This window comes from Actinomadura sp. 7K507 (assembly GCF_004348425.1).
Taxonomy (GTDB): domain Bacteria; phylum Actinomycetota; class Actinomycetes; order Streptosporangiales; family Streptosporangiaceae; genus Spirillospora.
Map to the genome: position 1 here is coordinate 1 of NZ_SMKK01000082.1, position 25,342 is coordinate 25,342.

The 25,342-nt window shown below is 71.1% G+C and carries 29 protein-coding genes and 3 tRNA genes; 17 read left to right on the top strand and 15 right to left on the bottom strand.

The annotated features are described in order from the left end of the window. Window positions 1–151: 151 nt before the first annotated feature. The 4 genes from E1285_RS19765 to E1285_RS19780 all read right to left on the bottom strand — a co-directional run bounded on the left by E1285_RS19765 (window position 152) and on the right by E1285_RS19780 (window position 3,768). Window positions 152–991, bottom strand: coding sequence for an MHYT domain-containing protein (locus tag E1285_RS19765; RefSeq protein ID WP_243722918.1), 840 nt, complete (start codon window positions 989–991; stop codon window positions 152–154). 211 nt (window positions 992–1,202) lie between these two features. Then, entirely contained in the window at window positions 1,203–2,054 is an 852-nt protein-coding gene (locus tag E1285_RS19770; protein WP_132154163.1) for an SAM-dependent chlorinase/fluorinase, read from the bottom strand. A 268-nt stretch (window positions 2,055–2,322) separates the two neighbouring features. Then, window positions 2,323–2,958: a MerR family transcriptional regulator gene (locus tag E1285_RS19775; protein WP_243722919.1), complete on the bottom strand. Its 636-nt coding sequence runs from the start codon at window positions 2,956–2,958 to the stop codon at window positions 2,323–2,325. Window positions 2,959–3,048: 90 nt separating this feature from the next. Then, entirely contained in the window at window positions 3,049–3,768 is a 720-nt protein-coding gene (locus E1285_RS19780; RefSeq protein ID WP_132154167.1) for an IclR family transcriptional regulator, read from the bottom strand. 113 nt (window positions 3,769–3,881) lie between these two features. Between E1285_RS19780 and leuC the strand changes: the two genes are divergently transcribed. The 4 genes from leuC to E1285_RS19800 all read left to right on the top strand — a co-directional run bounded on the left by leuC (window position 3,882) and on the right by E1285_RS19800 (window position 6,642). Next, a complete protein-coding gene (gene leuC, locus E1285_RS19785; protein ID WP_132154169.1) occupies window positions 3,882–5,279 on the top strand; it encodes a 3-isopropylmalate dehydratase large subunit in 1,398 nt (465 codons plus the stop codon). A gap of 9 nt (window positions 5,280–5,288) precedes the next feature. Further along, on the top strand, window positions 5,289–5,876 hold the full coding sequence (gene leuD / locus E1285_RS19790; protein WP_132154171.1) for a 3-isopropylmalate dehydratase small subunit: 588 nt from the start codon (window positions 5,289–5,291) through the stop codon (window positions 5,874–5,876). Between the two features lie 95 nt (window positions 5,877–5,971). After that, entirely contained in the window at window positions 5,972–6,205 is a 234-nt protein-coding gene (locus tag E1285_RS19795) for a hypothetical protein (protein WP_132154173.1), read from the top strand. 158 nt (window positions 6,206–6,363) lie between these two features. Next, the gene (locus tag E1285_RS19800; protein WP_026403810.1) at window positions 6,364–6,642 is read left to right on the top strand and encodes an HU family DNA-binding protein; all 279 of its coding nucleotides are present in this window, start codon (window positions 6,364–6,366) and stop codon (window positions 6,640–6,642) included. A gap of 69 nt (window positions 6,643–6,711) precedes the next feature. Here E1285_RS19800 and E1285_RS19805 read toward each other — a convergent pair whose 3' ends face one another. After that, on the bottom strand, window positions 6,712–6,921 hold the full coding sequence (locus tag E1285_RS19805) for a hypothetical protein (protein ID WP_132154175.1): 210 nt from the start codon (window positions 6,919–6,921) through the stop codon (window positions 6,712–6,714). Between the two features lie 10 nt (window positions 6,922–6,931). Next, the gene (gene cofC / locus E1285_RS19810; RefSeq protein WP_132154177.1) at window positions 6,932–7,582 is read right to left on the bottom strand and encodes a 2-phospho-L-lactate guanylyltransferase; all 651 of its coding nucleotides are present in this window, start codon (window positions 7,580–7,582) and stop codon (window positions 6,932–6,934) included. An 87-nt stretch (window positions 7,583–7,669) separates the two neighbouring features. On the opposite strand from cofC, the gene E1285_RS19815 reads away from it, so the two are divergent. The 3 genes from E1285_RS19815 (at window position 7,670) to E1285_RS19825 (ending at window position 10,723) form a co-directional block, all read left to right on the top strand. Continuing rightward, window positions 7,670–8,518 (top strand): lysophospholipid acyltransferase family protein, encoded by an 849-nt coding sequence (locus E1285_RS19815; protein ID WP_132154179.1) that lies wholly within the window; start codon window positions 7,670–7,672, stop codon window positions 8,516–8,518. 17 nt (window positions 8,519–8,535) lie between these two features. Continuing rightward, entirely contained in the window at window positions 8,536–9,525 is a 990-nt protein-coding gene (locus E1285_RS19820; RefSeq protein ID WP_132154221.1) for an NAD(P)H-dependent glycerol-3-phosphate dehydrogenase, read from the top strand. A 76-nt stretch (window positions 9,526–9,601) separates the two neighbouring features. Next, entirely contained in the window at window positions 9,602–10,723 is a 1,122-nt protein-coding gene (locus tag E1285_RS19825; protein ID WP_132154181.1) for a D-alanine--D-alanine ligase family protein, read from the top strand. 7 nt (window positions 10,724–10,730) lie between these two features. Here the strand turns inward: E1285_RS19825 and E1285_RS19830 are convergent, their stop codons facing one another. Genes E1285_RS19830 through E1285_RS19855 form a run of 6 tightly spaced genes read right to left on the bottom strand, consistent with a single transcriptional unit; the run spans window position 10,731 to window position 16,760 of the window. Further along, window positions 10,731–12,626 carry a beta-propeller domain-containing protein gene (locus E1285_RS19830; RefSeq protein WP_132154183.1) on the bottom strand — a complete coding sequence of 632 codons (1,896 nt, stop codon included), beginning with the start codon at window positions 12,624–12,626 and terminating at the stop codon, window positions 10,731–10,733. Between the two features lie 47 nt (window positions 12,627–12,673). After that, a complete protein-coding gene (locus E1285_RS19835) occupies window positions 12,674–13,069 on the bottom strand; it encodes a carboxymuconolactone decarboxylase family protein (protein ID WP_132154185.1) in 396 nt (131 codons plus the stop codon). Then, window positions 13,062–13,961, bottom strand: a complete 900-nt coding sequence (locus E1285_RS19840; protein WP_132154187.1) for an NAD(P)-dependent oxidoreductase — start codon at window positions 13,959–13,961, stop codon at window positions 13,062–13,064. Before E1285_RS19840 ends, E1285_RS19835 begins: the two co-directional genes overlap by 8 nt. Then, window positions 13,958–14,692 (bottom strand): SDR family oxidoreductase, encoded by a 735-nt coding sequence (locus tag E1285_RS19845; protein ID WP_132154189.1) that lies wholly within the window; start codon window positions 14,690–14,692, stop codon window positions 13,958–13,960. Before E1285_RS19845 ends, E1285_RS19840 begins: the two co-directional genes overlap by 4 nt. Next, window positions 14,689–16,155 (bottom strand): aldehyde dehydrogenase, encoded by a 1,467-nt coding sequence (locus tag E1285_RS19850; RefSeq protein WP_207946682.1) that lies wholly within the window; start codon window positions 16,153–16,155, stop codon window positions 14,689–14,691. The genes E1285_RS19845 and E1285_RS19850 overlap by 4 nt, the downstream gene beginning before the upstream one ends. Window positions 16,156–16,208: 53 nt before the next feature. Then, a complete protein-coding gene (locus tag E1285_RS19855) occupies window positions 16,209–16,760 on the bottom strand; it encodes a TetR/AcrR family transcriptional regulator (protein ID WP_132154191.1) in 552 nt (183 codons plus the stop codon). Between the two features lie 158 nt (window positions 16,761–16,918). Here E1285_RS19855 and E1285_RS19860 point away from each other — a divergent pair, with 158 nt between their 5' ends. Next, the gene (locus E1285_RS19860) at window positions 16,919–18,202 is read left to right on the top strand and encodes an RNA-guided endonuclease TnpB family protein (protein ID WP_132154193.1); all 1,284 of its coding nucleotides are present in this window, start codon (window positions 16,919–16,921) and stop codon (window positions 18,200–18,202) included. Here the strand turns inward: E1285_RS19860 and E1285_RS19865 are convergent. Then, a complete protein-coding gene (locus E1285_RS19865) occupies window positions 18,142–19,308 on the bottom strand; it encodes an acyl-CoA dehydrogenase family protein (RefSeq protein ID WP_132154195.1) in 1,167 nt (388 codons plus the stop codon). The genes E1285_RS19860 and E1285_RS19865 overlap by 61 nt on opposite strands. Window positions 19,309–19,590: 282 nt before the next feature. Here E1285_RS19865 and E1285_RS19870 point away from each other — a divergent pair. From E1285_RS19870 to E1285_RS19905, 9 genes are all read left to right on the top strand, one after another. Next, window positions 19,591–19,664 (top strand) — tRNA-Leu (locus E1285_RS19870). A 5-nt stretch (window positions 19,665–19,669) separates the two neighbouring features. After that, window positions 19,670–19,742, top strand: a tRNA-Leu gene (locus E1285_RS19875). 26 nt (window positions 19,743–19,768) lie between these two features. After that, a tRNA-Tyr gene (locus E1285_RS45680) sits at window positions 19,769–19,852 on the top strand. Window positions 19,853–19,981: 129 nt separating this feature from the next. Then, the gene (locus E1285_RS19880) at window positions 19,982–20,569 is read left to right on the top strand and encodes a TetR/AcrR family transcriptional regulator (RefSeq protein WP_243722920.1); all 588 of its coding nucleotides are present in this window, start codon (window positions 19,982–19,984) and stop codon (window positions 20,567–20,569) included. Window positions 20,570–20,579: 10 nt separating this feature from the next. After that, window positions 20,580–21,776, top strand: a complete 1,197-nt coding sequence (locus E1285_RS19885) for a cytochrome P450 (RefSeq protein WP_132154197.1) — start codon at window positions 20,580–20,582, stop codon at window positions 21,774–21,776. Between the two features lie 2 nt (window positions 21,777–21,778). After that, entirely contained in the window at window positions 21,779–22,558 is a 780-nt protein-coding gene (locus E1285_RS19890; RefSeq protein WP_132154199.1) for an SDR family oxidoreductase, read from the top strand. Further along, complete coding sequence (locus E1285_RS19895) at window positions 22,555–23,895, top strand: cytochrome P450 (RefSeq protein WP_132154201.1); 1,341 nt, start codon at window positions 22,555–22,557, stop codon at window positions 23,893–23,895. The genes E1285_RS19890 and E1285_RS19895 overlap by 4 nt, the downstream gene beginning before the upstream one ends. Then, window positions 23,892–24,086, top strand: a complete 195-nt coding sequence (locus E1285_RS19900; protein WP_132154203.1) for a ferredoxin — start codon at window positions 23,892–23,894, stop codon at window positions 24,084–24,086. Before E1285_RS19895 ends, E1285_RS19900 begins: the two co-directional genes overlap by 4 nt. Beyond that, window positions 24,086–24,637 carry a nuclear transport factor 2 family protein gene (locus tag E1285_RS19905; RefSeq protein WP_132154205.1) on the top strand — a complete coding sequence of 184 codons (552 nt, stop codon included), beginning with the start codon at window positions 24,086–24,088 and terminating at the stop codon, window positions 24,635–24,637. The genes E1285_RS19900 and E1285_RS19905 overlap by 1 nt, the downstream gene beginning before the upstream one ends. On the opposite strand, the gene E1285_RS19910 is transcribed toward E1285_RS19905, so the two are convergent. After that, window positions 24,638–25,099, bottom strand: coding sequence for a DUF3515 domain-containing protein (locus E1285_RS19910; protein WP_243722921.1), 462 nt, complete (start codon window positions 25,097–25,099; stop codon window positions 24,638–24,640). After that, window positions 25,086–25,319: an Lrp/AsnC ligand binding domain-containing protein gene (locus E1285_RS19915; RefSeq protein WP_131950515.1), complete on the bottom strand. Its 234-nt coding sequence runs from the start codon at window positions 25,317–25,319 to the stop codon at window positions 25,086–25,088. The genes E1285_RS19910 and E1285_RS19915 overlap by 14 nt, the downstream gene beginning before the upstream one ends. Window positions 25,320–25,342: the final 23 nt, after the last annotated feature.

Here is a 25,342-nt window from a genome sequence, read left to right on the forward strand (position 1 = left end):
GTGTTCGTCATGGCAACGATGCTGCGTGTACGGCATGCGCCCCGGCATCGGCCGCCGAGATGCACCCGGTCTACAGCCTCCGGACGCCGCCGCCCGCCGCCGGTACCGCACCGGGCGTAGGGGACGACCCTGAACCCGTCTAAGGGGTGCGTCAGCGGCCCGGTCCGCCGTCGAACCACTCGCCGGCGGTCCGGCTCGGCGCCGGGGGCGCGGCGGGCTCGGCCGGCGTGCGCGGTGCGTCCGTCCGCTGCCGCTCCGCCTCCTGCCGCGCACGGATGCGTTCATGGAGCTGGGCCTCGACCCGGATCTCCTCCTCGCTCGGCGCCATCGCGATGATGATCAGCAGGATGATCGACACGCCGCCCACCCCGCCCATGAGCGGCAGCAGGAAGTCGATGGCGCGGGCGCCGGTGGGGTCCGCCATGCCCTCGTGCATGGTGATCTCCATGGCCGCCATGCCGGTGTAGTGCATGCCGGTCACCGCGATCCCCATGATCGCGGCGGCGCCGGCGGTCGCCCACATGCCCTTGACGCGGATGCTGAACCAGAGCGCCGCGGTGGCCGCCACGAGGGCGATCAGCACCGACAACCCGACCAGGATCGGCTGGTAGCCGATGTGCCCGGCCATGTTCATGGCCTCCATGCCGGTGTAGTGCATGCTCGCCACGCCGGCGCCCATGATGAGACCACCGGTGACGATCATGGGCACGCGGATGCCGGCGAAGCCGACGATGAACAGCCCGATCCCGACGACCGCGATGGAGGTCGCGCAGCTCAGCAGGGTGAGCGGCACGTCGTAGCGGATCTCGTGGTCCTGGACCGTGAAGCCGAGCATGGCGATGAAGTGCATCACCCAGATCCCGGTGCCGCCGATGGCCAGCGCCGCGAGGGCCAGCCAGGAGGCGCGGGAGAGGCCGCCGGCCGCCCGCGCCCGGGTCGTGCACAGCAGGCCGAGCAGCGAGCCGATGAACGACATGGCATAGGCCGTCACCGGTGTGACCAACCCGTAGGAAAAGTGATGGACCTCTGCCATACGGTCCCCCCGTAAGCGCTCTCTCTAACGTGGCCGCGCGCAGCTTAGCCGGTTCACCAGCGGATATGGCCTTTCGGGGGGCGCTGACCGACGATTGACATTCGGTGGAACGCCGGGTAACGGCCCGTCCGGTACCGCCGGGACGCCGGAGATGGACGGTGCGTGGTGATCAGGTCAGCGGACCGTTACCGACGGTGAGATTCTCTCGCGGGCGGCGGAAGGTGACGGTCTCCACACCGGCGAGGCCGAGGACCTCGGCGGCCGACTCCTGGTTCACCGCCAAGCCGAGCCAGCCGGACGAGTCGATCCAGGCGAGCGGCGTGCCGGGGGAGACGCCGCCGAAGGTCTCCTCGAACGTGATCCGTGCGGAGCCGGGCGCCGGAGCGGTCCAGGCGACCTCCAGGGGCGTCCCGTGCGGGAGCGGGCCGAACGCGGCGGCCAGGTCCGCCGGCTCGCCGCCCAGGACCAGGCTGCCGAACCGGTCGGTGTAGAGGACCGGGACGGTCAGCTCCCCGTCGCGCACCACCGGGGACGGGACCTCCAGCGGCAGCGGCTCCACCGCGGGCCCGAGCTCCGCCACGTCCAGCCCGGTCGCGATGTGCCCGGCGGCCGGAGAGAAGATGTCGCGCCCGTGGAACGACGTGGAGACGCCGGGCAGCCGGTACGCCGGGTTCTCCAGCGCGTGCGCCCGGACGACGCCGCCCAGCCGCGCGGCGGCCGGCACCAGCAGGCCGTTGTCCGGTCCGACCAGGACGTCCCCGCGTCCCGTCTCCACGGCCACCGGAAGGCGCGGCGTGCCGACACCCGGATCCACGATGCCCACGTGCACACCGACCGGCAGATAAGGGAGCGCCTGGCGGAGCAGCATCGCTCCCTCGCGCACACCGAACGGGGTGATCTCGTCGCTCAGCACGAGCACGTTCGCGCCCGGCGCGATGGTGTAGACGACCCCCGCGCAGATCGCCGTGTAGGCCCCACCGAAGTCGGTCGCCAGACTGACGAACGGACGGCTCTCCCGCATGCCGCGACTTTATGACAACGCCCCGCCGACCGAACAACCGACCGTCCGCCCAGGCATTCGTTCGCGACGTAGGTACGCACCAACATCAGCCACCACCGCAACCCCGCAACAACCGAAACCACTGCGATCGCGACCGAAGGCAGGTTTCGAGCGAAGCAAGAAACCTGATCGCGCAGCGAGCCGCCAGGCGAGCCGGAGCGATGCAGCGATCGCACCGCAGTGCCCGCCGAAGGAGGGCCCCCAGGGCCCGACGCCAAGGGCACTGCAATCAGGTGAGCCGGGAGGAGGCGTCCTCCTGGGCCAGGCGGTGCAGGGCGGTCAGGACCTGTTCGTACAGGATGGTCGAGACCAGTAGGGAATGGACCGTCCGCGCGCGTGGCGCCCCCTCGGCGACCCTGCCGAGCTCGTGCTCGGCCACCTCGGCCGCGGCCTTCACGTACGGCCGCAGGTCCCTGAGCGTGATCGGGAAGCCGAGGCGGCGCAGGGCCACGAACGTGTGCGCGAGCAGGTCGCGGGCCGGGGCGCGGTCGCCGACGGTCCAGCCGAGCTCGCGGACGAGCGCGTCCACGTCCTCGCGGGCGGCGCGCCAGTGCGGGTCGTGCGGTGCCGCGACGTGCGGGCCGATGGCGTACTGCGTGGTGCCGAACAGCTCGTGCAGGCTGACGCGCTCGTCGTCGAGGGCCGAGATGATCTGCTGGATCGCCGAGACCGGCAGGTCGCCGACCTCGCGCAGCGCGCTGATCAGCCGCAGCCGCTCCAGATGGCGCGCGTCGTACTCCGAGCGCGTCGCGCTCACCGCCGAGCCCTTCGGGAGCAGGCCCTCCCGGATGTAGAACTTGATCGTCTGGACCGTCAGGCCGCTGCGATCGCTGAGCTCGGAGATCTGCACCGCTGCACCCCCCATTGACCGGACGTTCAACGCTATCCGGGTGGCCCGATCGGATACCGGCACTATCCAATGTCTGTCCGGGTTGCGGTGATTTGTCAGCCGAGGTCAGGACCCCGTGCGCCGCATCCCCTCGGAGATCTTCTCGGCCGCCGCGACGACGGGAGCGGCGTGCAGGCGGCCGGGGGCGCGGCTCAGGCGCTCCAGGGGACCCGACACCGACACGGCGGCGATCACCCGTCCGCCCGCGCCGCGGATCGGGGCGGAGACCGAGCCGACGCCCTGCTCGCGCTCGCCGACGCTCTGCGCCCAGCCCCGGCGGCGGACGGACGACAGCGTGGCGGCCTCGAACTTGGCGTTGCGCAGCCCGCGGTGCAGCCGGTCCGGCTCCTCCCAGGCGAGCAGGATCTGCGCGGCCGAACCCGCCGTCATCGGGAGCGCGGCGCCGACCGGGATGGTGTCGCGCAGGCCGCTGGTGCGCTCGGCGGCGGCCACGCACACCCGGACGTCCCCCTGGCGGCGGAACAGCGAGGCGCTCTCGCCGGTGATGTCGCGCAGATGGGCGAGAATGGGCTGGGCGATCGCCAGGAGGCGGTCCTCGCCCGCCGCGACCGAGAGTTCGGCGAGCCTCGGGCCGAGGATGAAACGCCCCTGCGTGTCCCGGTGGACGAGACGGTGGTGCTCCAGCGCGACGGCCAGCCGGTGTGCCGTGGGACGGGCCAGCCCGGTCGTCTGGACGAGCTGGGCGAGCGAGGCCGGGCCCGCCTCCAGCGCGTTCAGGACGAGAACGGCTTTGTCAAGTACGCCGACTCCGCTAGAGTTGTCCATGTCTTGATATTGCCGTCTCGAAATTTGAGATGCAAGTCAAGGTGACCCGGACCACGGCGCGCCTGCGACCCGCCCGACGCGCCGACGACAGTTCAGCAGGTGAGGTGGAAGTGATGGGCCGAACACTGGCCGAAAAGGTCTACGACGCGCATGTCGTACGGCGCGCCGAAGGTGAGCCGGACCTCCTCTACATCGACCTGCACCTCGTTCACGAGGTCACCAGCCCGCAGGCGTTCGACGGGCTGCGGATGGCCGGCCGGCCCGTCCGGCGCCCCGACCTGACGATCGCCACCGAGGACCACAACGTCCCGACGGCGGACCTGCTGAAGCCCATCGCCGACCCGGTGTCGCGCACCCAGGTCGAGACGCTGCGCAAGAACTGCTCCGACTTCGGGGTCAGGCTGCACCCGATGGGCGACGAGGGGCAGGGCATCGTCCACGTCATGGGCCCGCAGCTCGGCCTGACCCAGCCCGGCATGACCGTCGTCTGCGGCGACTCGCACACCTCCACGCACGGCGCGTTCGGCGCCCTCGCCTTCGGCATCGGCACCAGCGAGGTCGAGCACGTCCTCGCCACCCAGACGCTGCCGCAGGTCCAGCCGAAGACGATGGCCGTGACCGTCGACGGCGCCCTGCCCGAGGGCGTGACCGCCAAGGACCTCATCCTCGCGATCATCGCGCGGATCGGCACCGGCGGCGGCCAGGGCCACATCATCGAGTACCGCGGCGAGGCCGTCCGGTCCCTGTCGATGGAAGGCCGCATGACGGTCTGCAACATGTCCATCGAGGCCGGCGCCCGCGCCGGGATGATCGCGCCGGACCAGACCACGTTCGAGTACCTCAAGGACCGCCCGCACGCCCCCCAGGGCGACGACTGGGACAAGGCCGTCGAGTACTGGACGTCGCTGCGCACCGACGACGACGCGGTCTTCGACAAGGAGGTCGTGATCGACGCGGCCGAGCTGACCCCGTTCGTCACCTGGGGCACCAACCCGGGGCAGGGCCTGCCGCTCGGCGAGTCCGTGCCCGACCCCGCGTCCTACGACGACCCCGTCAAGCGCCAGTCGGCCGAGCGCGCCCTGGAGTACATGGGCCTGACCGCCGGGACGCCGCTGCGCGACATCGAGGTCGACATCGTCTTCGTCGGCTCCTGCACCAACGGCCGCATCGAGGACCTCCGCGCGGTCGCGGGCGTCCTGGAGGGCCGCCAGGTCGCCGACGGCGTCCGCATGCTGGTCGTGCCCGGCTCGATGAGGGTCAAGAAGCAGGCCGAGGAGGAGGGCCTCGACGGCGTCATCTCCGCGTCCGGCGCCGAGTGGCGCGAGGCCGGCTGCTCGATGTGCCTGGCGATGAACCCCGACAAGCTCGCGCCCGGCGAGCGCAGCGCCTCCACGTCCAACCGCAACTTCGAGGGCCGGCAGGGCCCCGGCGGCCGCACCCACCTGGTGTCGCCCGCCGTCGCCGCCGCGAGCGCCGTCACCGGCCGCCTGACCGCCCCCGCCGACCTCTAAGGAAGCACGATGGAAGCGTTCACCACCTTCACCGGGCGCGCGGTCCCGCTGCGCCGCAGCAACGTCGACACCGACCAGATCATCCCGGCCGTCTGGCTGAAGCAGGTCAGCCGCACCGGCTTCGACAAGGGCCTGTTCTCCGGCTGGCGCGAGGACCCGGACTTCGTCCTGAACCAGCCGCGGTACGACGGCGCGGGCATCCTGGTCGCCGGCCCCGACTTCGGCACCGGCTCGTCCCGCGAGCACGCCGTCTGGGCCCTGCAGCAGTACGGCTTCCGCGTCGTCATCGCGCCGCGCTTCGGGGACATCTTCCGTAACAACTCCACCAAGATGGGGCTGCTGCCCGTCATCCTCACCGCCGAGCAGGTCGAGGACCTCCAGGGCCGGATCGAGAAGGACCCCGCCCTGGAGATCACCGTCGACCTGGAGAACCGCGAGGTCCGCTGGGACGGCGAGACCGCCTCGTTCGAGATCGACGACTACACCCGCTGGCGCCTCACCGAGGGCCTGGACGACATCGGCCTGACCCTCCGCCACGCCGAAGCCATCAACGACTTCGAATCCACCCGCCGCCCCTGGTTCCCCGTCACGATGTAGCGCATTCCGGTCTTCATGCCCCCCGGGTGGACGGTCACGGGCGGCGACCGGGGAGAATCGCCCTGGTGCGCAGACCCGACCTTTGGGGGCATGAATTGAGCACGGTCCCGTGGGACGGCCCGCAATGGGACGATCCCGCGTTGACGCTGCTCGCGCGGCAGTTGCGTGACGCTCATCGGGCCGTCGCGCCGCTGCCTCCCGAGGAGCGGCAGCGGCTCATCCGGCACCTGCTGGCGATCACCGATCTGGCGAAACGGGACGCCGGGCTGGCCGCCCGCAGGCTGGAGGCGTTCCTCGCCGATTTCCAAGAGACGCCCGACGTCGGTTAGCGTGCGCAGTGGCCGGATCCGGTCCGGTCACCCGGCGAGACAGGGGCGAGTGCGACAAAAACGCCAGCGACACGCCAACTCGTGCGTGCAGGTGATTGTGTCCATGCTGAGGGTCCCTTAGTTTCGTTCGGGCAAGGGGGGAACTAGAGGAGTAACCCATGAACAAGCGTGAGCTGGTCGACGCCATCTCTGACCGGCTGGGCAGCAAGAAGGCCGCAGCCGAGGCCGTCGACGCCATCCTGGAGGCGATCCAGACCGCCGTCGCCAAGGGCGACAAGGTCGCGATCACCGGGTTCGGTTCGTTCGAGAAGGCCGACCGGCCTGCCCGTACGGCCCGCAACCCCGCAACGGGCAAGACCATCGAGGTTCCTGCGACGTCCGTCCCGAAGTTCAAGGCGGGCGCGGACTTCAAGAACCTGGTGGCCGGCAAGAAGTAGGAATTGCCGCGCCGGCGCCCGGGACCGTGCCAAATACGGTCCCGGGCGTCGGCGTGTCCGGGGGGTTCCCTAGTCCGTGGACGGCAGCGGGAAGGTCGACAGCGTCACCACCGAGATCCGGTCGCCGTCCATCGCCAGGTTCACCCGCTGCCCCAGCCGCAGCAGCCGCAGTCCTCCCGCCGCGAACGCCTCCCCGTCGAACGGCAGCTCCGTTCCGTCGTCGAGCAGCACACTCCCCGAGCGCGTCGGAGCATCGAAGATCTTCACCGTCCCCTGCATAACCCGAACCCTAGGCGAAGGCGGGCAGACGGGCGGCTACCGCCGTCGTCCGGGGGCCCGTTCCGAGGGCCAGCGCGGCCCGGAGGTCGTCGAGGGTGTCGACGTCGCGCCGGACGCTGTCGGTGCCGGGAACCAGGAGTTCGCGAGCGCCGCGTGCGCGGTGGGCGGCACGGGAGTCCGCTCCGAAGGCGGGGGAGAACGGGACGCCGGGCCGGGCCGTGTACAGCGTCGTGCCGACGCCGGCCGCGTCCGGGACGAAGGCCTCGGGCGCCTGGTCGGCCGCGTCGAGGACACGCGCGAGTTCAAGAGGGCGCAAAGCGGGCAGATCGGCGGAGAGCGCGCCAACACCGGTGCCCGGGGCGAGTTCACGGCCGCGACCGGCGCCGTGAACGAGGGCCGGGTTCAGCCCGGCGTCCGGCACGTCGGGCACGACCAGGGCGCCGAGGGCCGCCAGATCGGCGGCCGGAAGGGGATCGTCGGTGACAACGATCACGGTCCGGACCCGGTCGCAGCGGAGCGCGGCGGCGACCGTGTCGGTCGCCACCGCGAGCGCGAGCGCCTCGCGGTGCGGGCCCGCCGCCCCGGACATGCGGGTCTTCGCCCGGGCCAGCATCTTCACCGGCACGACGAGCGACCACTGGATGAACTTTGCGGTAGACATGGCGACTCGACACTATGCGCACGCACCCGCGACACTTGTGGGCACCCTGCGTTCGCCTGGGGACGGATCAAGGAGGGGAGACGGGGCATGAGCCACGGGTATTCGCCGGCCTGGCGGAAGCTCACCATCGTCATCCTGCGCCCGCTGCTCTTGGGGCTGCTGAAGCGGGACTGGCGCGGCCGGGCCAACGTGCCGGCGGAGGGCGGCGTCATCATCGCCGCGAACCACATCTCCGAAGCCGACCCCCTCGCGCTCGCCCACTTCGTGTTCGAGTCGGGCCGCTACCCCGTCTACCTGGCCAAGTCGACGCTGTTCGACGTGAGGTTCGTCCGGAACGTCCTGCGCGGCACCGGCCAGATCCCGGTCTACCGCGACCGTGCCGACGCGTCCCTCGCCCTTGAGGCCGCCGAGAAGGCGCTGCTGGACGGCGAATGCCTGATGTTCTACCCGGAGGGCAGCTGCACCCGTGACCCCGAACTGTGGCCCATGACCGGCCAGACCGGCGTGGCGCGGATGGCGTTGAAGACGGGCGCCAAGGTCGTCCCGGTGGCGAACTGGGGCGCGCACGAGCTGATGCCGTACCGGAGGGGCGCCCGGACGGGACTGGCCGGGAGCCTGAAGAAGGGCGTCCACCCGTTCCCGCGCAAGACCATGAAGGTGATCGCGGGGCCGCCCGTCGACCTGTCGCGGTTCGAGGGCCGGCCGCTCTCCAGGGAGACGCTGCTGGCCGCCACCGGCGACATCATGGCGGCGATCACCGGCCTGCTCGGCGAGCTGCGCGGCCAGGAGCCGCCCAGGGAGCGCTACGACCACCACAGGGTGCTGGAGGAGCGGCGGCGCGCTCGCCCGGCGACCGGGGCGGTCGAGGCGTTCGAGGCCGCCGCGCCGGAGCCGGCGCGGCCCGCGAACGGCGAACCGAAGGCGGCCGGCTCGTGACCTTCCGCACCGCGGTGATGGGGGCCGGATCCTGGGGCACGACGTTCACCAAGCTGCTCGACGACGCGGGCGGCGAGACCGTCCTGTGGGGGCGGCGCCCCGAGGTCGTCGAGGCGGTCAACGAGCGCCACGAGAACCCCGACTACCTGCCCGGCGTCACGCTGCCCGACGGCGTCCGCGCGACACTGGACCCGGCGGAGGCGCTGGCGGGCGCGGACTTCGTGGCGCTGGCCGTCCCGGCGCAGACCCTCCGGCGCAACCTCGGCGACTGGCTGCCGCTGCTGCCGCCGGACGCGGTCCTGGTCAGCCTGATGAAGGGCGTCGAGCACGGCACGTCCCGGCGCATGTCGGAGGTCATCGGCGAGGTCGCGAACGTCCCCGCGGAGCGGGTCGGGGTGTTCTGCGGGCCGAACCTGGCCCGCGAGGTCGCCGGCGGGGAGCCCGGCGCGGCGGTCGCGGCCTGCGCGGACGAGGACGCCGCGCGGCGGCTCCAGGCCGCGACGATGACGCCGTACTTCCGGGTCTACACCTCCACCGACGTCGTCGGCTGCGAGCTGGGCGGCGCGGTGAAGAACATCGTGGCGCTGTGCGTGGGCATGGCGGTCGGGCTCGGCTTCGGCGCCAGCACGCAGGCGCTGCTGATGACGCGCGGCCTCGCCGAGATCGCCCGGCTTGGCGCGGCGCTCGGCGCCGACGAGCACACCTTCGCGGGCCTCGCCGGGATGGGTGACCTCGTCGGGACGTGCATGTCGCCGCTGTCGCGCAACCGGACGTTCGGCGAGAACCTCGGCCGCGGCATGACGCTGGAGCAGGTCGTCTCCGTCACCAAGCAGACGGCCGAGGGCGTCAGGTCGGCGGAGGCGGTGATGGAGCTGGCCCGCAAGCACAACGTGGAGATGCCGATCACCGAGGCGGTCACCGCCGTCCTGCACCACGGGATGCCGATCAAGGAGGCGGCGATCTCGCTGATCTCCCGTTCCCCCAAGCCCGAGCGGTACGGGCTGTGACGGACGTGCCGGCGGGGCCGCCGCGCCCGGATCGCTCGTGGCCGACCCGGGCTGATCACCGATAGGGTCGGACGACATGTCCCAGGTTTCTAAGATCCGCGTGGCCGTGGTCTTCGGCGGACGCAGCTCCGAGCACGCGATCTCCTGCGTCACCGCGGGGGCCGTGATGGCCGCCATCGACCGGGACCGGTACGAGGTGGTGCCGGTCGGCATCGCCCGCGACGGCCGCTGGGTGCTGCCGCCCCGCGACCTGCGGCTCGCGATCGAGGACGGCCGGCTGCCCGAGGTGACCGGCTCCGGCGGCGTCCTCGCGCTGCCGTTCGACCCCGACAGCCGCGGGCTGATGGTCGTCCGGCCGGGCCAGGTGCCCGAGACGCTCGGCGACGTCGACGTGGTGCTTCCGCTGCTGCACGGCCCCTACGGGGAGGACGGCACGATCCAGGGGCTGCTCGACCTCGCGGGCGTCCGCTATGTCGGCGCCGGGGTGCTGGCCAGCGCGGTCGGCATGGACAAGGGGTTCATGAAGCTCGTCTGGCAGGCGCGCGGCCTGCCCGTCGGCCCGTACGTCCTGGTCGGCGACCGGGAGTGGCGGCGCGAACGCAAAGGCAAGATCGACGAGATCAAGGAACTGGGGCTCGCGGGCGGCACGCCCGTGTTCGTCAAGCCCGCGCGGGCCGGGTCGAGCATGGGCATCACCCGGGTCACCGACGAGGCCGGCCTGGAGGCGGCGGTCGAGGCGGCCCGCGAGCACGACCCGAAGGTCATCGTGGAGGCCGCGATCGAGGGTCGCGAGATCGAGTGCGGCGTCCTGCAGAGCGCGGACGACGGCCCGGCCGAGGCGAGCCTGCCCGCCGAGGTGCTGATGGCGGGCGACCACGACTTCTACGACTTCGAGACCAAGTACCTCGACGGCTCCACCACCATGGCGATCCCGCCGGACCTGCCGGCCGCGGCGATCGAGGAGGTCCGCCGCGTCGCCGTCCAGGCGTTCGACGCGCTCGACTGCGAGGGCCTCGCCCGCGTCGACTTCTTCCACACGCCGGACGGCCGCTGGGTCCTCAACGAGATCAACACCATGCCGGGCTTCACCCCGGCGTCGGCCTTCCCGCAGATGTGGGCGGCGACCGGCCTCGACTACCCGGCCCTGGTCGACCGCCTCCTCCAGACCGCCGCCAAGCGCTCCACCGGCCTTCGCTGATCCGCGCCTAGTCGAACGGCAGCCACGCGGTGTTCTCGAGTGTGGCGGCATTGGTGGCGCGGGCGCCCTTGCCGGAGAACGTCCAGAGGGTGTCGCCGATGATCAGGGAGCGGCGGATGCCGTTGCCGTCGCCGGGATGGGTGACGGTTCCGGTCTCGGTGATGGACGAGCCGGTGACCTTGAGGGCGAGGGCCTCGGCGCCGGGGTCGTTCACGGGGATGACGGTGAGGCCGGAGTCCGGCCAGTAGAGGAAGGCGTGCGGCTCGAACTCCGCCTGTGAGGTCGCTTCGGGCAGCGTGTAGTTGTCGATCCTGCGGGGCCGCTCGCCGGAGACGTCGAAGAGCGAGACCTGGAGGCCCTTCGTCCGGCCGCTGCGGTCGGCGTCCTGGCCGACGCCGAGGAGCTTCCCGTCCCTGGTGGGATGCAGGTACGCCGAATAGCCGGTGATCTTGAGTTCGCCGGTGAGGCGGGGACGGCGCGGATCCTTCAGGTCGAGCACGTACAGCGGGTCGACCTCCCGGAACGTCACGACATAGCCGGTCGCGCCGATGAACCGGACGGAGTAGATCCGCTCGCCCTTGCCGAGCCCGTCGATCCGTCCTACCTGGTCGAGGCGGGAGCCGTCCTGCGCGAGGACGTACACCGAGCTTTGCGAAGGCTTCTCCTCACGGGCGAACTGGCCCGTGGTCGTGGCCAGACGCAGTTTCCCGTCGTGCTCCGACATCGAGTACTGGTTGAGCAGGTTGCCCTTGACCGAACCCGACGCCACGTACCGGGGACGTCCCTTGCCGCTGACGTCGAACTTGTACACGTCGGTGCGGACCTCGGGGCGCTTCTTGCGCGGCGTCCACATGGACGGATTCGGCGGAGTGCCGGTGACGTACAGGCTCTTCCCGTTGCCGTAGACGGTGGAGCCGTCGGCGGTGACGCCGATCGCCTGCGGGTCTGCGAGCCCGCGGGACAGGTCGAACGTCAGCACGCTCAGCATGGTCGATCCCGCGTACGAGGACGGCCGGCTGACCTGCTCGCAGGGAGCCCGGTAGTCCTTCGCCGGGGACCCGTCGCCTGCGTCCACCTGGAAGGTGGGGAGCCAGGCGTTGAGTGGGGCCGTCACCACGGCCCTCCTGTTCGCCTCGGCGGCCGCCTTCTCGCCCTTCGAGCCGGTGCCGCCCGGAAAGTCGATGTCGGGCCGGGACTTCATCACCACGCGGACCGAGGGGCCGTTCTGGCGAGCGTCCAGGTAGTCGGCGCGGGTCGTCATGGTGCCGACGACCTTCGGGGCGCCGGAGATGTCGACGAGCGTGAGGCGCGTCGTGGGCTCGGTCGTCTGAGGCGCGGGGGAGTCCTGGACTCCCGGCCTGGCCGGCCGGGGGAGGGGGACCATCGGGGACCGCTCGTCCAGGACGAGTACGCGGTCGCCGCTGAGCAGGAGGTTCCCGTCGCCGTGCACGTTCGCGCCCGGAAGGTCCAGCGTATGGGTGACGCGGCGGCTCGCCGGATCGATGATCTTGAGGTCGCCGCGGGCGAGCGTCACGATCCGGCGGCCGTCCGTCTTGACGAGGTCGGGCTCGTCCGCGCCCCGCTCATGGGCGTTCGTGGTGGAGTGCCGGGGCGGCTGCCCCGGCACCGCCTGCGCGGCCTGCGGGCCCCCGCGCAAGGCCCTGCCGCCCTCCGGCGCCAGGACCCCGCCGAGGGGCTCGCCGCTACTCAGCCCGTACGCGTCGACCTGGTCGGCCGTCGCCTCCCGCAACCCCTTGTGGAGGGCATCACAGCCGTCATAGGCGACGAGCCGGACCGCCGGTGCCGCACTCGGCGGGCCGGCGCTACCGGAGGACCCGGTGCATCCTGCCGCCCCGGCGAGGACCAGCATCGTCGCAGCCGGAACGAAAACGCGACCACGCATGGACTTTGGACGCCCGGACCGGATCGGTGGTTCCCGGGGATTCGGAGCTAGTTCGACTCGTCCTTGCGGGCGCGCCTCTCGTGCTTGGCGATGAGGCCGTCGATCTGGACGCACAGCTTGGAACCGAGCGGCCAGCCGACGTAGTGCATGATGAAGATGCCCATCTCGCGCAGCTCGTCCGGTGTCAGCTCCCCGTTGGCCAGGGCCGCCGGGATCTGGATGTCGAGGACCTCGTTGAGCCCCTGGCCGGCCAGGACCCCGATGAGCAGCATCCGCCGGTCGCGCATGCTCAGACCCGGGCGTGTCCAGATCTCGCCGAACAGGTGCTCGACGGTCAGCGAGAAGAAGTCGCCCGGCCCGTCCTCGACCTCCCACGCGTAGACCCGGCGCATCATCTCCAGGCCGCGCTCGCGCCGCTCGTTCTTGCCGTCGGGCTCATCCATCGGCGTCTCCGTCTCCGTCCCCCGGCAGGCCGAGGCCCAGGCCGAAGCGTTCCAGGGCGAGCTTGGCGAAAGGGGTGTCCACTCCCAGCTCGCCGGCCAGCTCCAGGGCGAGGGACAGGTCCTTCTCGCCGAGGTCGCGGGTGTGGCGCAGGATGTCGTACAGGTCGTCGTCCGGCTCCATCGGCGCGGTCGTCGGGCGCAGCATGATCGAGCCGGCGCCGCCGGTGATCGCGTCGGTGTGCCGGACGACCCGTCCCAGCTTCCGCAGCGACACCCCGGACGCCTCCGCCAGCCGCTGCGCCTCCGCGGCCGCGGTGAACGACACGAAATGCAGCAGGTTGCGGGCCAGCTTCGTGCGGGTGCCCGCGCCGACGGGGCCCATGTGCATGACGAGATCGGCCCAGGCGCCGAACGGCTCCCGGCAGCGCTCGAACGCCTCGTCCGTCCCGCCGACCATGACGGCGAGGCTGCCCGCGCTCGCCCCCATGAACCCGCCGCTGACCGGCGCGTCCACGACCTCGATCTCGTACCGCCGCGCCTTCTCGGCCAGCTCCTCCGCCGTCTTGGCGCGGATCGTCGAATGGACCGCCAGGACGGTACCGGGACGGGCGCTGGCGAGGATCTCCGCGCCCACCTCGGCCACCTGGCCGTCGTCGCGGACCATGACCGACACCAGGTCGGAGTGCGCGGCCACCTCGGCGACGCTCTTGGCCGCCCGCGCGCCGGCCTTCACCAGCGGCGCGACCGCGTCGGGACGCGTGTCGAAGACGACCAGGCCCTGGCCGGCGAGGTGCTGCGCCATCGGCGCGCCCATCTGGCCGAGGCCGACGAACCCGACGCTCATCTCCCGCGGGGGATCGCCCTCCCGTGCCTCCCCGCCCGCTTCGCTCATGCCCGGAACACCTCGCCGCCGTCGACGTTCAGGATCTGACCGGTGACCCAGCCGGCCTCGTCCGACAGCAGGAACAGGCACATCCCGACGAGGTCCTCGGGGGAGCCCATCCGCTTCAGCGCCATCTTCTCCTTGACGATCTTCTGCGACATGCCGCCGGGGACGGCCTTGCGGTTCGCCTCGGTGTCGATGGGGCCGGGCGCGATGGCGTTCACCCTGATGTTCATGCTGCCCAGCTCGTGCGCGAGCTGCTGGGTGAGCCCGTTGACGCCGACCTTGGCGAGCCCGTAGAAGCCGGAGTACTGCCACGCGGCCGTGGACGACTGATTGACGATCGAGCCGCCGCCCCGTGCCTGCATGTGGGGATAGCAGGCGCGCGCGCACAGCAGCGCGCCGTCCATGTTCACGGACATGAACTTCTTGTAGTAGTCCCAGTCGACGGTGAAGAGGAAGTCCAGCTTCATCGACCCGAAGATGGCGGCGTTGTTGACGAGATGGTCGATGCCGCCGAACCGCTCCACGGCCGTCGCCGCCATCGCCTCGACGGACGCGGGGTCGGACACGTCCGTCCGCACGAAAACGCCCTTGATCTCGTCGGCGACGGCCTGCCCGCGCTCGTCCACATCGGCGACGACCACCGACGCGCCCTCCGCCGCGAGCGCCCGCGCGTAGGCCTCCCCGATGCCCTGCGCGGCCCCGGTGACCACCGCGACCCTGCCCTCGAACCTCATGTGACGCCCTCCGCGATCGACTTGGTCTCCAGGTACTCCTCGAACCCGGCCACGCCCATCTCGCGGCCGATTCCGGACTGCTTGTAGCCGCCGAACGGGACGTCCGCGCTGTACCAGACGCCGCCGTTCACGCTGACCGTCCCGGTGCGCAGCCTCCCCGCGACCGCCCGCGCCCGCTCGGCGTCCCCGCCGTGCACGGCGGCCGAAAGCCCGTACGGCGAGTCGTTCGCGATGCGGACCGCGTCGTCGTCGCCGTCATGCGGCAGCATCACCAGGACCGGGCCGAAGATCTCCTCCCGCGCCGCGCGGGACTCGTTCGTCAGCCCGGTGACGAGGGTCGGCTCGATCCAGAAGCCCTTGTCCCTGCCGGCCGGGCGTCCGCCGCCGCACGCGAACGATCCGCCTTCCTTGACGGCCAGGTCCAGGTAGCCCTCGACGCGTTCACGCTGCTTCGCCGAGATGACGGGGCCGCAGATCGTCCGGTCGTCGCCGGGGTCGCCGGCGCCCAGCTTCGCCAGCGTCCTCGCCGTGATCTCGGCGGCCTCGTCGTAGCGGGCGCGCGGGACGAGGATCCTGGTCGTGATCGCGCAGCCCTGCCCGGCGTGCGCGATGCCGGAGAACGCCGCGTAGGAGCAGGCGGCCTTCAGATCGGCGTCGTCCAGCACCATGAACGCGGACTTGCCGCCGAGTTCCAGGAAGACCCTCTTGAGGGTGGGGGCGGCGCTCGCCATGACGTTCCGCCCGGTCTCCGTGGACCCGGTGAACGTCACCAGGTCCACCCGCGGATCCTGGACGAGCTGCGCGCCCAGCCCGTGATCGGACGACGTGACCACGTTGACGACGCCCGCCGGGATGTCGGTCTCCTCGGCGATGATCTCGCCGAGGACCGCCGCGCACCACGGGGTGTCGGGCGCCGGCTTGAGCACGACCGTGTTCCCGGCCGCGAGCGCCGGGCCCAGCTTGGCCAGGTTGATCTGGTGCGGGAAGTTCCACGGGGTGATCGCGCCGACCACGCCCACCGCCTCCCTGCGGACCCGCCGGTGGCTGGGCATCCCCATGGGCTCGGCCCGGCCGAGGTCCCGTTCCCACTCGTAGGACTCGGCGAGCCCGGCGAACCAGCCCAGGTCGTCGACGGGCGCGTCCAGCTGGGCGGCGAACGTCAGGAACCGCGGCGCGCCCACCTCCCGGATCGTGATCTCGCGCAGTTCGTCGGAGCGCCGCTGCATAGCCTCGCGGAGCTGGCGCAGGCAGCGGACACGGAACCGCACGTCCGTGGACCACGACGTCTCGTCGAACGCGCGCCTGGCGGCGCCGATCGCGCGGTCCATGTCGTCCGGTGTGCCGTCGGCGGCGGTGCCGAGCACGTCCTCGGTGGCGGGATCGATGGTCTCGAAGGCGCCGCCCCCGGTGCTCGGGGTCAGCCGCCCGTCCAGCAGAAGCAGGCGATCGATTTTTCTGGACACGTGTCCAGACTACAGTTCAGACCGGGACGGAGCGCAAGACCAATCGGGCGAAATCAGGAATCGGCGGGGGCCGCAAGGAAGATCTCCAGCGTCCGGTCGGCACCGGGTGACTCCCCGCCGTCCGGGGACGGGACGAGGTAGCCGCCGACCCACGCGCGGAGCATCAGCAGCGCACGCAGGCGGGCCTCGCCGGGGGCGAAGCCCAGCTCGTCCAGGCACGCGGTGATATGGCCGAGCAACGCCCGATCGGCGTGCCGGACCGCCTCGTCCGCCTCCGGGGCGTGCTGGGCCCACAACCGCATCGCACGGTCGATCGGCGCGATCTCGTGACCGAGCGCCTGGATGCGCCGGAGCCGTTCGAGCGGATCGGACGTGCTCCCCAGCGTGAGGGCCAGGAACTCGTCCGTGCGTTCGTGCGCCCAGCGGTCCAGCAGGGCGCGCATCAGCTCGGACCGGTCCTTGAAGTGCCAGTAGAAGCTGCCCTTGGTGACGCCCAGCCGCGTGGCGAGCGCGTTGATCCCCACGCCGCGCTCGCCGGCCCGCGCCAGCTCCTGGTAGGCGGCCTCGATCCAGTCCCGCCGGGCGACCCGCGTCCGGCTCTTCATCGGGATTCCTTCGTGGAAACCCCGCGTTCAGACGGGGGTGAAACGGGCTCCTGGGGAGCAGGACAGGTAAAGGTGACCCGTCGCCAGAGCGGATCCCCGTCACCATCCTTCTTGCGAAGCGGCTGCGGCCTCACACTGCGGCCGTTAGGTTGTGGGCCATGGCGCGGCAGGTGAAGCGGGCTTTTCGGTACTGCTTCTGTCCCACCGGCGAGCAGGCTGCGGAGCTTGCCCGCACGTTCGGCTGTGTCCGCCTGGTCTACAACCGGGCACTGGCCGAACGCAGCCGCGCCTGGTACACCGAGCAGCGCCGAATCTCTTATGTACAGTCCTCGGCCACTCTGACGGCGTGGAAGAAGACCGATGAGTTGGCGTTCCTGGGTGAGGTGTCGTCGGTGCCGTTGCAGCAGGCGCTGCGGCATCTGCAGACCGCGTTCACCAACTTCTTCGCCGGCCGCGCGATGTACCCGCGGTTCAAGTCCCGCAAGAAGTCGCGGGCTTCGGCGGAGTACACCCGCTCGGCGTTCCGGTGGCGTGATGGTGAGTTGACGCTGGCCAGAATGTCCGATCCTTTGGCGATCGTGTGGTCGCGCCCACTGCCTGAGAACGCCGAACCGTCCACGATCACCGTCAGCCGGGACGCAGCCGGCCGCTGGTTCTGCTCGATTCTGTGCACCGACACCATCGCCCGCCTGGACCGGATGGAGCAGGCGGTGGGGGTGGACGCCGGGGTCACCTCGCTGGTGACCCTGTCGACCGGTGAGAAGATCGTCAACCCCCGCCATGAGCGCCGTGACCGCGAAAGCTTGGCCATGGCCCAGCGGGATCTGGCACGCAAGGTCCCGGGGTCGGCCAACCGGGACAAGGCCAGCATCCGGGTGGCGCGGATCCATGCCCGTATCACCGACCGGCGGCGGGACTTTCTGCACAAGCTGTCGACTCGACTCGTCCGCGAGAACCAAGTGGTCGTGATCGAGGACCTGAACGTCCGCAACATGGTGAAGAACCACTCTCTGGCTCGCGCGATCTCGGACGCGGCGTGGCGTCAGCTGCGGACGATGTTGGAATACAAAGCCGGCTGGTACGGCCGCGACCTGGTCGTGATCGACCGCTGGTTCCCGTCCTCCAAGACGTGCTCGCAGTGCGGGAGCATCACCGAGAAGTTGCCCCTGGATGTGAGGGTGTGGGAGTGCGGGTGCGGCGCCCGGCACGACCGGGACGTCAACGCCGCGCGCAACATTGCGGCCGCCGGGCTGGCGGCGTCGGCCTGTGGAGCCGGTGTAGGACCTCAACGGGTGTCCTCCCGGACGAGGCAGTCGGTGCTGAAGCAGGAATCCTGCGGGGCGACCCGTGGACTCCCCCGCCTTTCAGGCGGGGGAGGAGGTCAAACCAGCGTCATCGGATCGGGCTCCATGCCCAGCGCCGTCCTGCCGTACAGGGCGTAGGTGGCGTCGGCGTCGAAGACCACGTGCGACGCGATCGTGTTGACGTCCCGCTGCGCACGCTGGAACGGCGAGTCCGTGAACTGCACGCTGGCCCCGCCGAACGCGCACAGCTCGTTCACGACCGCGCGGGCGACGCCGGCCACGTGCGCCGCCACCAGCCTGGATCGGGCGCGCTCGGCCAGTCCGTAGCCGCCGCCCGACTCGTAGGTCTCCATCAGGTCGCGTATCGCGTCCTCCAGCAGGAGACGCGCGGCGGCGAGGTCCGCGGTCGCCTTGGCCAGCCGGATCTGGCCGCTCATCAGATCCCGCTGCTTGACGCCGGTGTAGGCCATCACCCGCCCCTGCATGCGCTCGGCGTACCGGGCGAGCACTCCCTCGGCCACCCCCAGCACGGGAGCCGCGCCGGTGAGGGCGAACACCGGAACGAGCGGGATGCGGTAGATCGCACCGTCATGAACCCGCGACCCGGGCGACCTGCCCTCGGTGAGGTCGCGCAGCGGCACCGACCGGTGCGCCGGCACGAACCGGTCCTTGATCTCGATGTCGTTGCTCCCGGTGCCGCGCATCCCGCTCGTGTGCCACACGTCGTGGACCTCGGCGTCCTCGCGCGGCAGCAGGAACAGCCGCGGCTCGATCGATTCGTCCACGGTGACCAGCCCCATGACCATCACATGGTCGGCGTGCATCACCCCGCTGCCCCACGACCACCGCCCGGTGACGCGGTGCCCGCCGCCGACGGCCTCGGCGGTCCCGTTCGGCGCCAGCGTGCACGGCACCAGCGCGTACGGGCGGTCCGCCCAGACCTCCCGCTGCGCCTCCTCCGGGAGAAGGGCGATCATCCAGTTGTGCAGCGTATAGATGACGCTCAGCCATCCGGTCGAGGCGTCACCCGCCCCGATCTCGCGGCACGCCGCCACCATGTCGCCGAACCCCTGCTCGCCCCCGCCGAACCGCTCGGGCACGAGCATCTGGAACAGCCCGGTCCCGGCCAGGTCGGCGATGGTCTCATCGGGCAGCCGCCGCGCCTCCTCGCCGGCCCGCGCCCGCTCACCCAGCACCGGCGCCAGCTCCCGGATCCGCCGCACGACCTCTTCTCCATACCTCATAGTACGGTGACCATACCGATAAGTATGTACTGACGGAAGGTCTCGTGGCCTGAAGTGCCGGATAAATGCGTTGCGGCGGTTCTCCCGGCCGTGGCACCGTAGACGAAGTCAGCCCGTCCAAGACGGTGACACGAGACCTTGAGAGGAGGACCGGCCATGGCTCTGCGGCTGTATCGACTACGACTGCCCTCGGCGTCGCACGCCCGCCTCGGCCGGTCTCCCGCCTTCCGGTAGACCCTCTGGCCGAGCCGCCGCGAGTGACGCCACCCTCGCGAGTTTCCTGCGGCTCTACTCCAACAGGTAGAGAGGCCACTCTCAGGAAGTGGATGTTCCGGGTTCGAGTCCCGGGGGCCGCACGCATGCCTCCGTAGTCCAACGGTAGAGACAGCGGCATGAGGTGCCGTGTGCTGGGGGTTCGAATCCCTCCGGAGGTACGGACGCGGGCCGCCGGCCCGCGTGAGAGGCGGCGCCGACGTTCGGAGAGTCGGGCCTGGCTGTAACCCAGGTGCCTCGCGCTGAGTGGGTTCGAATCCCACCCGCCTCACCGCGGAGTCCTCACCACGGGGTCCTCACCACGGGGTCCTCGCCACGGGGTCCTCACCACGGAGTCCTCACCACGAGTCCGGTGCCGGACCGTTGCGAACCCGTTGTTTCTGAACTAATGTCTGGACACGTGTCCGGTAAAGAGCAGCTGACGACCGAGCCCACCCGCCGCCGTCTCACCGAGCGGCAGGCGGACACGGTGCGGCGGCTGACCGACGCCGCCGTGGTGGAGGTCGGCGAGACCGGCTACGAGGGGCTGACCGTCCGCAACGTGGCCAAGCGCGCCGGGGTCGCTCCCGCGACCGCCTACACCTACTTCGCGTCCAAGAACCACCTGATCACCGAGGTGTTCTGGCGGCGGCTCAGCGCGCTGCCTCCGGTGGAGGCCGACGGCACCCTGCACGAGCGCGTGGAGGAGGTGCTGCGCGAGATCGCGCTGCTGGTGTCGGACGAACCGGACCTGGCGGCGGCGTGCACCACCGCGCTGCTCGGCACCGACCCCGACGTCCGCGAACTGCGGGTGCGGATCGGCGTCGCGATCCGCGAGCGGCTCCAGTCCGCGCTGCGCGACCACGACGACCCCAAGATCCTCGGCGCGCTGGAGCTGGCCTACACCGGCGCGCTCGTGCACGCGGGCATGGGCTACACGTCCTACGCCCGCATGGCCGACCGGCTCGCCGAGATGGCCGAGCTCATCCTGCCCGACGCCCCCGAGTGAGGTGACGGCCGTGGACCCTGCTGCGCAGGCCTTCTACAGCCCGTTCGACTACGCGGTCCACGAGGACCCCTACCCCTTCTACGCGCGGCTCCGCGACGAGGCGCCGCTCTACCGCAACGACGAGCTCGGCTTCTGGGCGCTGTCCCGGCACGCCGACGTCTCCGCGGCGTTCCGTGACCACGCGACGTTCTCCAACTCCCACGGCGTCTCCCTCGAACCGAGCGCCTGGGGGCCGCACGCGCACCGGACGATGTCGTTCCTGGCCCTCGACCCGCCCCGGCACACCCGCATGCGGGCGCTGGTGTCCAAGGGCTTCACGCCCCGGCGGGTGAATGAGCTGGGGGACGGCATCCGGGCGCTCGCGCGACGCCATCTGGAGCCCGCGCTGGAGAAGCGCGAGTTCGACTTCGTGTCCGACTTCGCCGGGCTGCTGCCGATGGACGTCATCTCCGAGATGATGGGCGTCCCCGAGGCGGACCGGGTGGAGGTGCGACGGCTCGCCGACCTCGTCGTCCACCGCGAAGAGGGGCTCAACGACGTCCCCCAGGCCGGGATGGACGCGGCCCTCACGCTCGTCGGCTACTACCAGGACATGGTCGCCGAACGCAGGCGCAGCCCGACGGACGATCTCACGTCCGCGCTGCTGGACGCCGAGATCGACGGTGACCGGCTGGACGACACAGAGATCATCGCCTTCCTGTTCTTGATGGTCGTCGCCGGCAACGAGACCACGACCAAGCTCCTGGCCAACGCCGTGTACTGGGGTTCGCTGAATCCCGGCCAGGCCGCCAAGCCGCTCGGCGACCCGGGGCGGGTGGACGACTGGGTGGAGGAGACCCTCCGGTACGACACCTCCAGCCAGATGCTCGCGAGGGTCGTCCAGCAGGACGTGGAGCTGCACGGGCAGCGGGTCCGCGAGGGCGACCGGATGCTCCTGCTGGTCGGGTCCGCCAACCGCGACCCGCGGGCCTTCGACGATGCCGACTCCTACGACCTCGATCGCGACACCTCGCAGCTCGTCAGCTTCGGTGGCGGCCGCCACTTCTGCCTGGGCGCCAACCTGGCGCGGCTGGAGGCGCGGATCGCGCTGGACGAGCTGGTGCGGCGCGTCTCGTCCTACGAGGTCGACCGCGAGAGCGCCGAACGGGTCCATTCGGTCAACGTCCGCGGCTTCGCGGCGCTGCCCGTCCGTGTGGAGGTGCGGTAGCGATGCCCAGGTTCGATCCACATCCCGAGCGGCGCCCCGTCGTGGTGGCGGGCGCGTCGTCCGGAATCGGAGAAGCCGCGGCGACGGCGCTGGCGACGGCCGGGCATCCGGTCGCGCTCGGTGCCCGGCGCCTGGAGAAGTGCGAGGAACTCGCCGCGACGATCCGGGCCGGCGGGGGAGAGGCGCTCGCGCACCCGCTGGACGTCTCCGACTCCGACTCCGTCAAGGCGTTCGCGGCCGCGGCCGCCGACGCGCTCGGCCCGATCGAGATCGTCGTCTCCGGCGCCGGAGACCTGACCGCGGGGCGCCTCCACGAACTGGACTCGGACGAGTTCCTCGCGCAGGTGCAGGTCCACCTCGTCGGCGCGCACCGGCTCGTGTCGCAGTTCGTCCCGCCGATGGTGGCGCGGCGGCGCGGCGACATCGTGTTCGTCTCGTCCGACACCGTGCCCGCCCCTCGCTCCTGGACGGGCGCCTACGTGGCGGCGAAGAACGGCGTGGAGGGCATGGCCCGCACCATGCAGATGGAGCTGGAGGGGACGGGGGTGCGGGCGTCCATCGTCCGGCCTGGACCCACCGCCACCGGCATGGGCATGGCCTGGGACGCCGACACGACGGGCGCCGTCCTGGAGGACTGGGTGAAGTGGGGCCACGCCCGCCACCCGTACTTCCTGCGCCCGTCCGATGTCGCGGCCGCCGTAGCCGCGGTCGTCGCGACCCCGCGCGGCGCCCATCTCCGCCTCGTCGAAGTACAGCCCGAAGCCCCCCTGGAGGAATCATGACCGCTTTGGTGGAGCCGCGCGTGGTGTCGGGCGGGCCCGACCACCTGGAGGAGCTGCGCGCCGACCCGATCGGCCTGATGCAGCGCGTCCGGGACGAGTGCGGCGACGTCGGCGAGTTCCAGATCGCGGGACGGCGCGTCGTGCTGCTGTCCGGCGCCGAGGCCAACGAGTTCTTCTTCCGTTCCCCCGACGAGGAACTGGACCAGGCCGAGGCGTACCCGTTCATGACGCCGATCTTCGGGGAGGGCGTGGTCTTCGACGCCACGCCCGAGCAGCGCCGCGAGGCCCTGCACAACCAGGCGCTCAAGGGCTCGTTCATGAAGGGCCACGCCGCGACGATCTCCGCCGAGGTCGACCGGATGGTCGCCGGCTGGGGCGACGAGGGCGAGATCGACCTGCTCGACTTCTTCGCCGAGCTGACCATCTACACCTCGTCGGCGTGCCTGATCGGGCGCAAGTTCCGCGAGCAGCTCGACCGCCGGTTCGCCGACCTGTACCACGACCTCGAACGCGGCACCGACGCGCTCGCCTACGTCGACCCGTACGCCGACATCGAGAGCTTCCGGCGGCGCGACAAGGCGCGGGCGGCGCTCGTCGAACTCGTCCAGGGGATCATGGACGGCCGTCCCCCGAAGCCTCCGAGAGAGGATCGCGACCTCCTCGACGTGCTCATGTCCATCAAGGACGAGGACGGGACGCACAAGTTCGACGCCGACCAGGTCACCGGCATGTTCATCTCGATGATGTTCGCCGGGCACCACACCACGTCCGGCACCGCCGCGTGGACGCTGATCGAGCTGCTGCGCAACCCGGGCGTGCTGGACGGCGTCGTCGGCGAGCTGGACGAGCTGTACGACGACGGCCGCGAGGTGTCGTTCCAGGCGCTGCGGGCCATCCCGAACCTGGAGTCGGCGATCAAGGAGGCGCTGCGGCTGCATCCGCCGCTGATCCTGCTGCTGCGCGTCGCGCAGTCCGACCAGGAGGTGTGCGGCCACCGTATCCCGGCGGGCACGATGGTCGGCTGCAGCCTCGCCGTGTCCAACCGCATCGAGAGCGACTTCCCCGACCCGGACGCGTTCCGGCCCGAGCGCTACGCCGTGCCCCGCGAGGAGGACGTCCTCAACCGCTGGACGTGGGTGCCGTTCGGCGCGGGACGGCACCGCTGCGTCGGCGCGAACTTCGCGATGATGCAGCTCAAGGCCATCTTCTCCGTGCTGCTGCGGGACTGGGAGTTCGAGCCCGCCCAGCCGCTTGAGACCTACCGCAACGACCACTCGAAGATGGTCGTCCAGCTCGCCCAGCCGTGCGCCGTCCGCTACCGCAGGAGGCGCAGGTGAGGGTCGAGGCCGACCTGGACCTGTGCCAGGGACACGCCATGTGCGAGATGGAGGCGCCGGACGTCTTCGAGGTCCCGCCCAAAGGCAAGGTCCTGATTCTGGACGACGAGCCGCCCGAGGACATGCGCGCCGAAGTGCAGGCCGCCGTCCGCTACTGCCCCACCCAGGCCCTCAAACTGCTGGAGATGTGATGCCCTCATTCCCCCGTGAAGAACTCGACGCGATGGTGGAGCACTGGCTGGAGGAGAACCGGCGCTGCGAGGAGGCGGGCGACTGGCGCCCGCTCGCCGACCTCTACACCGAGGACGCCACCTACGGCTGGAACATCGGCCCCAAGCAGGACTTCATGGCCGTCGGCCGCGAGGAGATCCGCGAGATCGCGCTCGGCCTGGAGATGGGCGGCCTGGACGGCTGGACGTACCCGTACCAGAGCATCCTGATCGACGAGCGCAAGGGCGAGGTCGTCGGATTCTGGAAGCAGGTCGCCGACGCCAAGCGCCCGGACGGGACGCCCTACGAGGTGCTCGGCATCGGCGGGTCCTGGTTCCGGTACGCGGGGAACCGGCAGTGGTCGTGGCAGCGGGACTGGTTCGACCTCGGCAACGTCACGTCGGTGTTCGTCGAGATGATGAAGGCGGAGGTGCTGTCGGAGGGGATGAAGCGGCGCCTCGACCGGGCCGCGTCCGGTGAGCCGATCCCCGGCTACTACAGGCGGGGGGAGAGCCCCGTTCCGATCTGGTGATCAGATCTGGCCCTCGGGCTTCTCCGGGATCGTCGCCTTGATCGACGGGCCGAGCTCGATCAGCGCGTCCCCGGCCGGGTTGTACTTGGGCGGGACCGTCACCTCGACGTAGGCCTGCCGCGCGACCGCGGTGAAGGTGACCGGGCGGCCGGCGGGATATCCGAACCAGTCGATCCCGTTGATCGTCACGAGTTCCGACGTGGGCCGCAGCGCGGCGGGCCGCGGCACGCCGCAGCGCAGTGCGATGGCCGGCGAGCCCCAGGCGGCGGTCAGCGACGACTCCGGGGAGGTGTCGCGGCGCTCCTGCCCGCGCACCTTCTCGGGGAGCCGGAGCCCCTCGCACAGGCGCTGCGTGGCCGCGTCCGGCTGCGGCACGGGGACCTGCACGGCCCCGTCGCCGCAGGCGGTGGCCACCAGCGCCAGTCCCGCCAGAACCGGGAGAAGAAGCTTAGATGTGAACAATCGGGCACGTGAGTGTGCGGGTGATCCCCTCGACCGCCTGGATCTGCGCGACGACGAGCTTGCCCAGCTCGTCGACATTGCGTGCCTCCGCTCGGACGATCACGTCGTACGGCCCCGTGACGTCCTCCGCGAGAGTGACGCCGGATATGCCGGAGATGTGACTGGCCACGTCGGCCGCTTTGCCGACTTCGGTCTGGATGAGGATGTAGGCCTGCACCATCACGTCCTCCCCGGGCGGAGAAT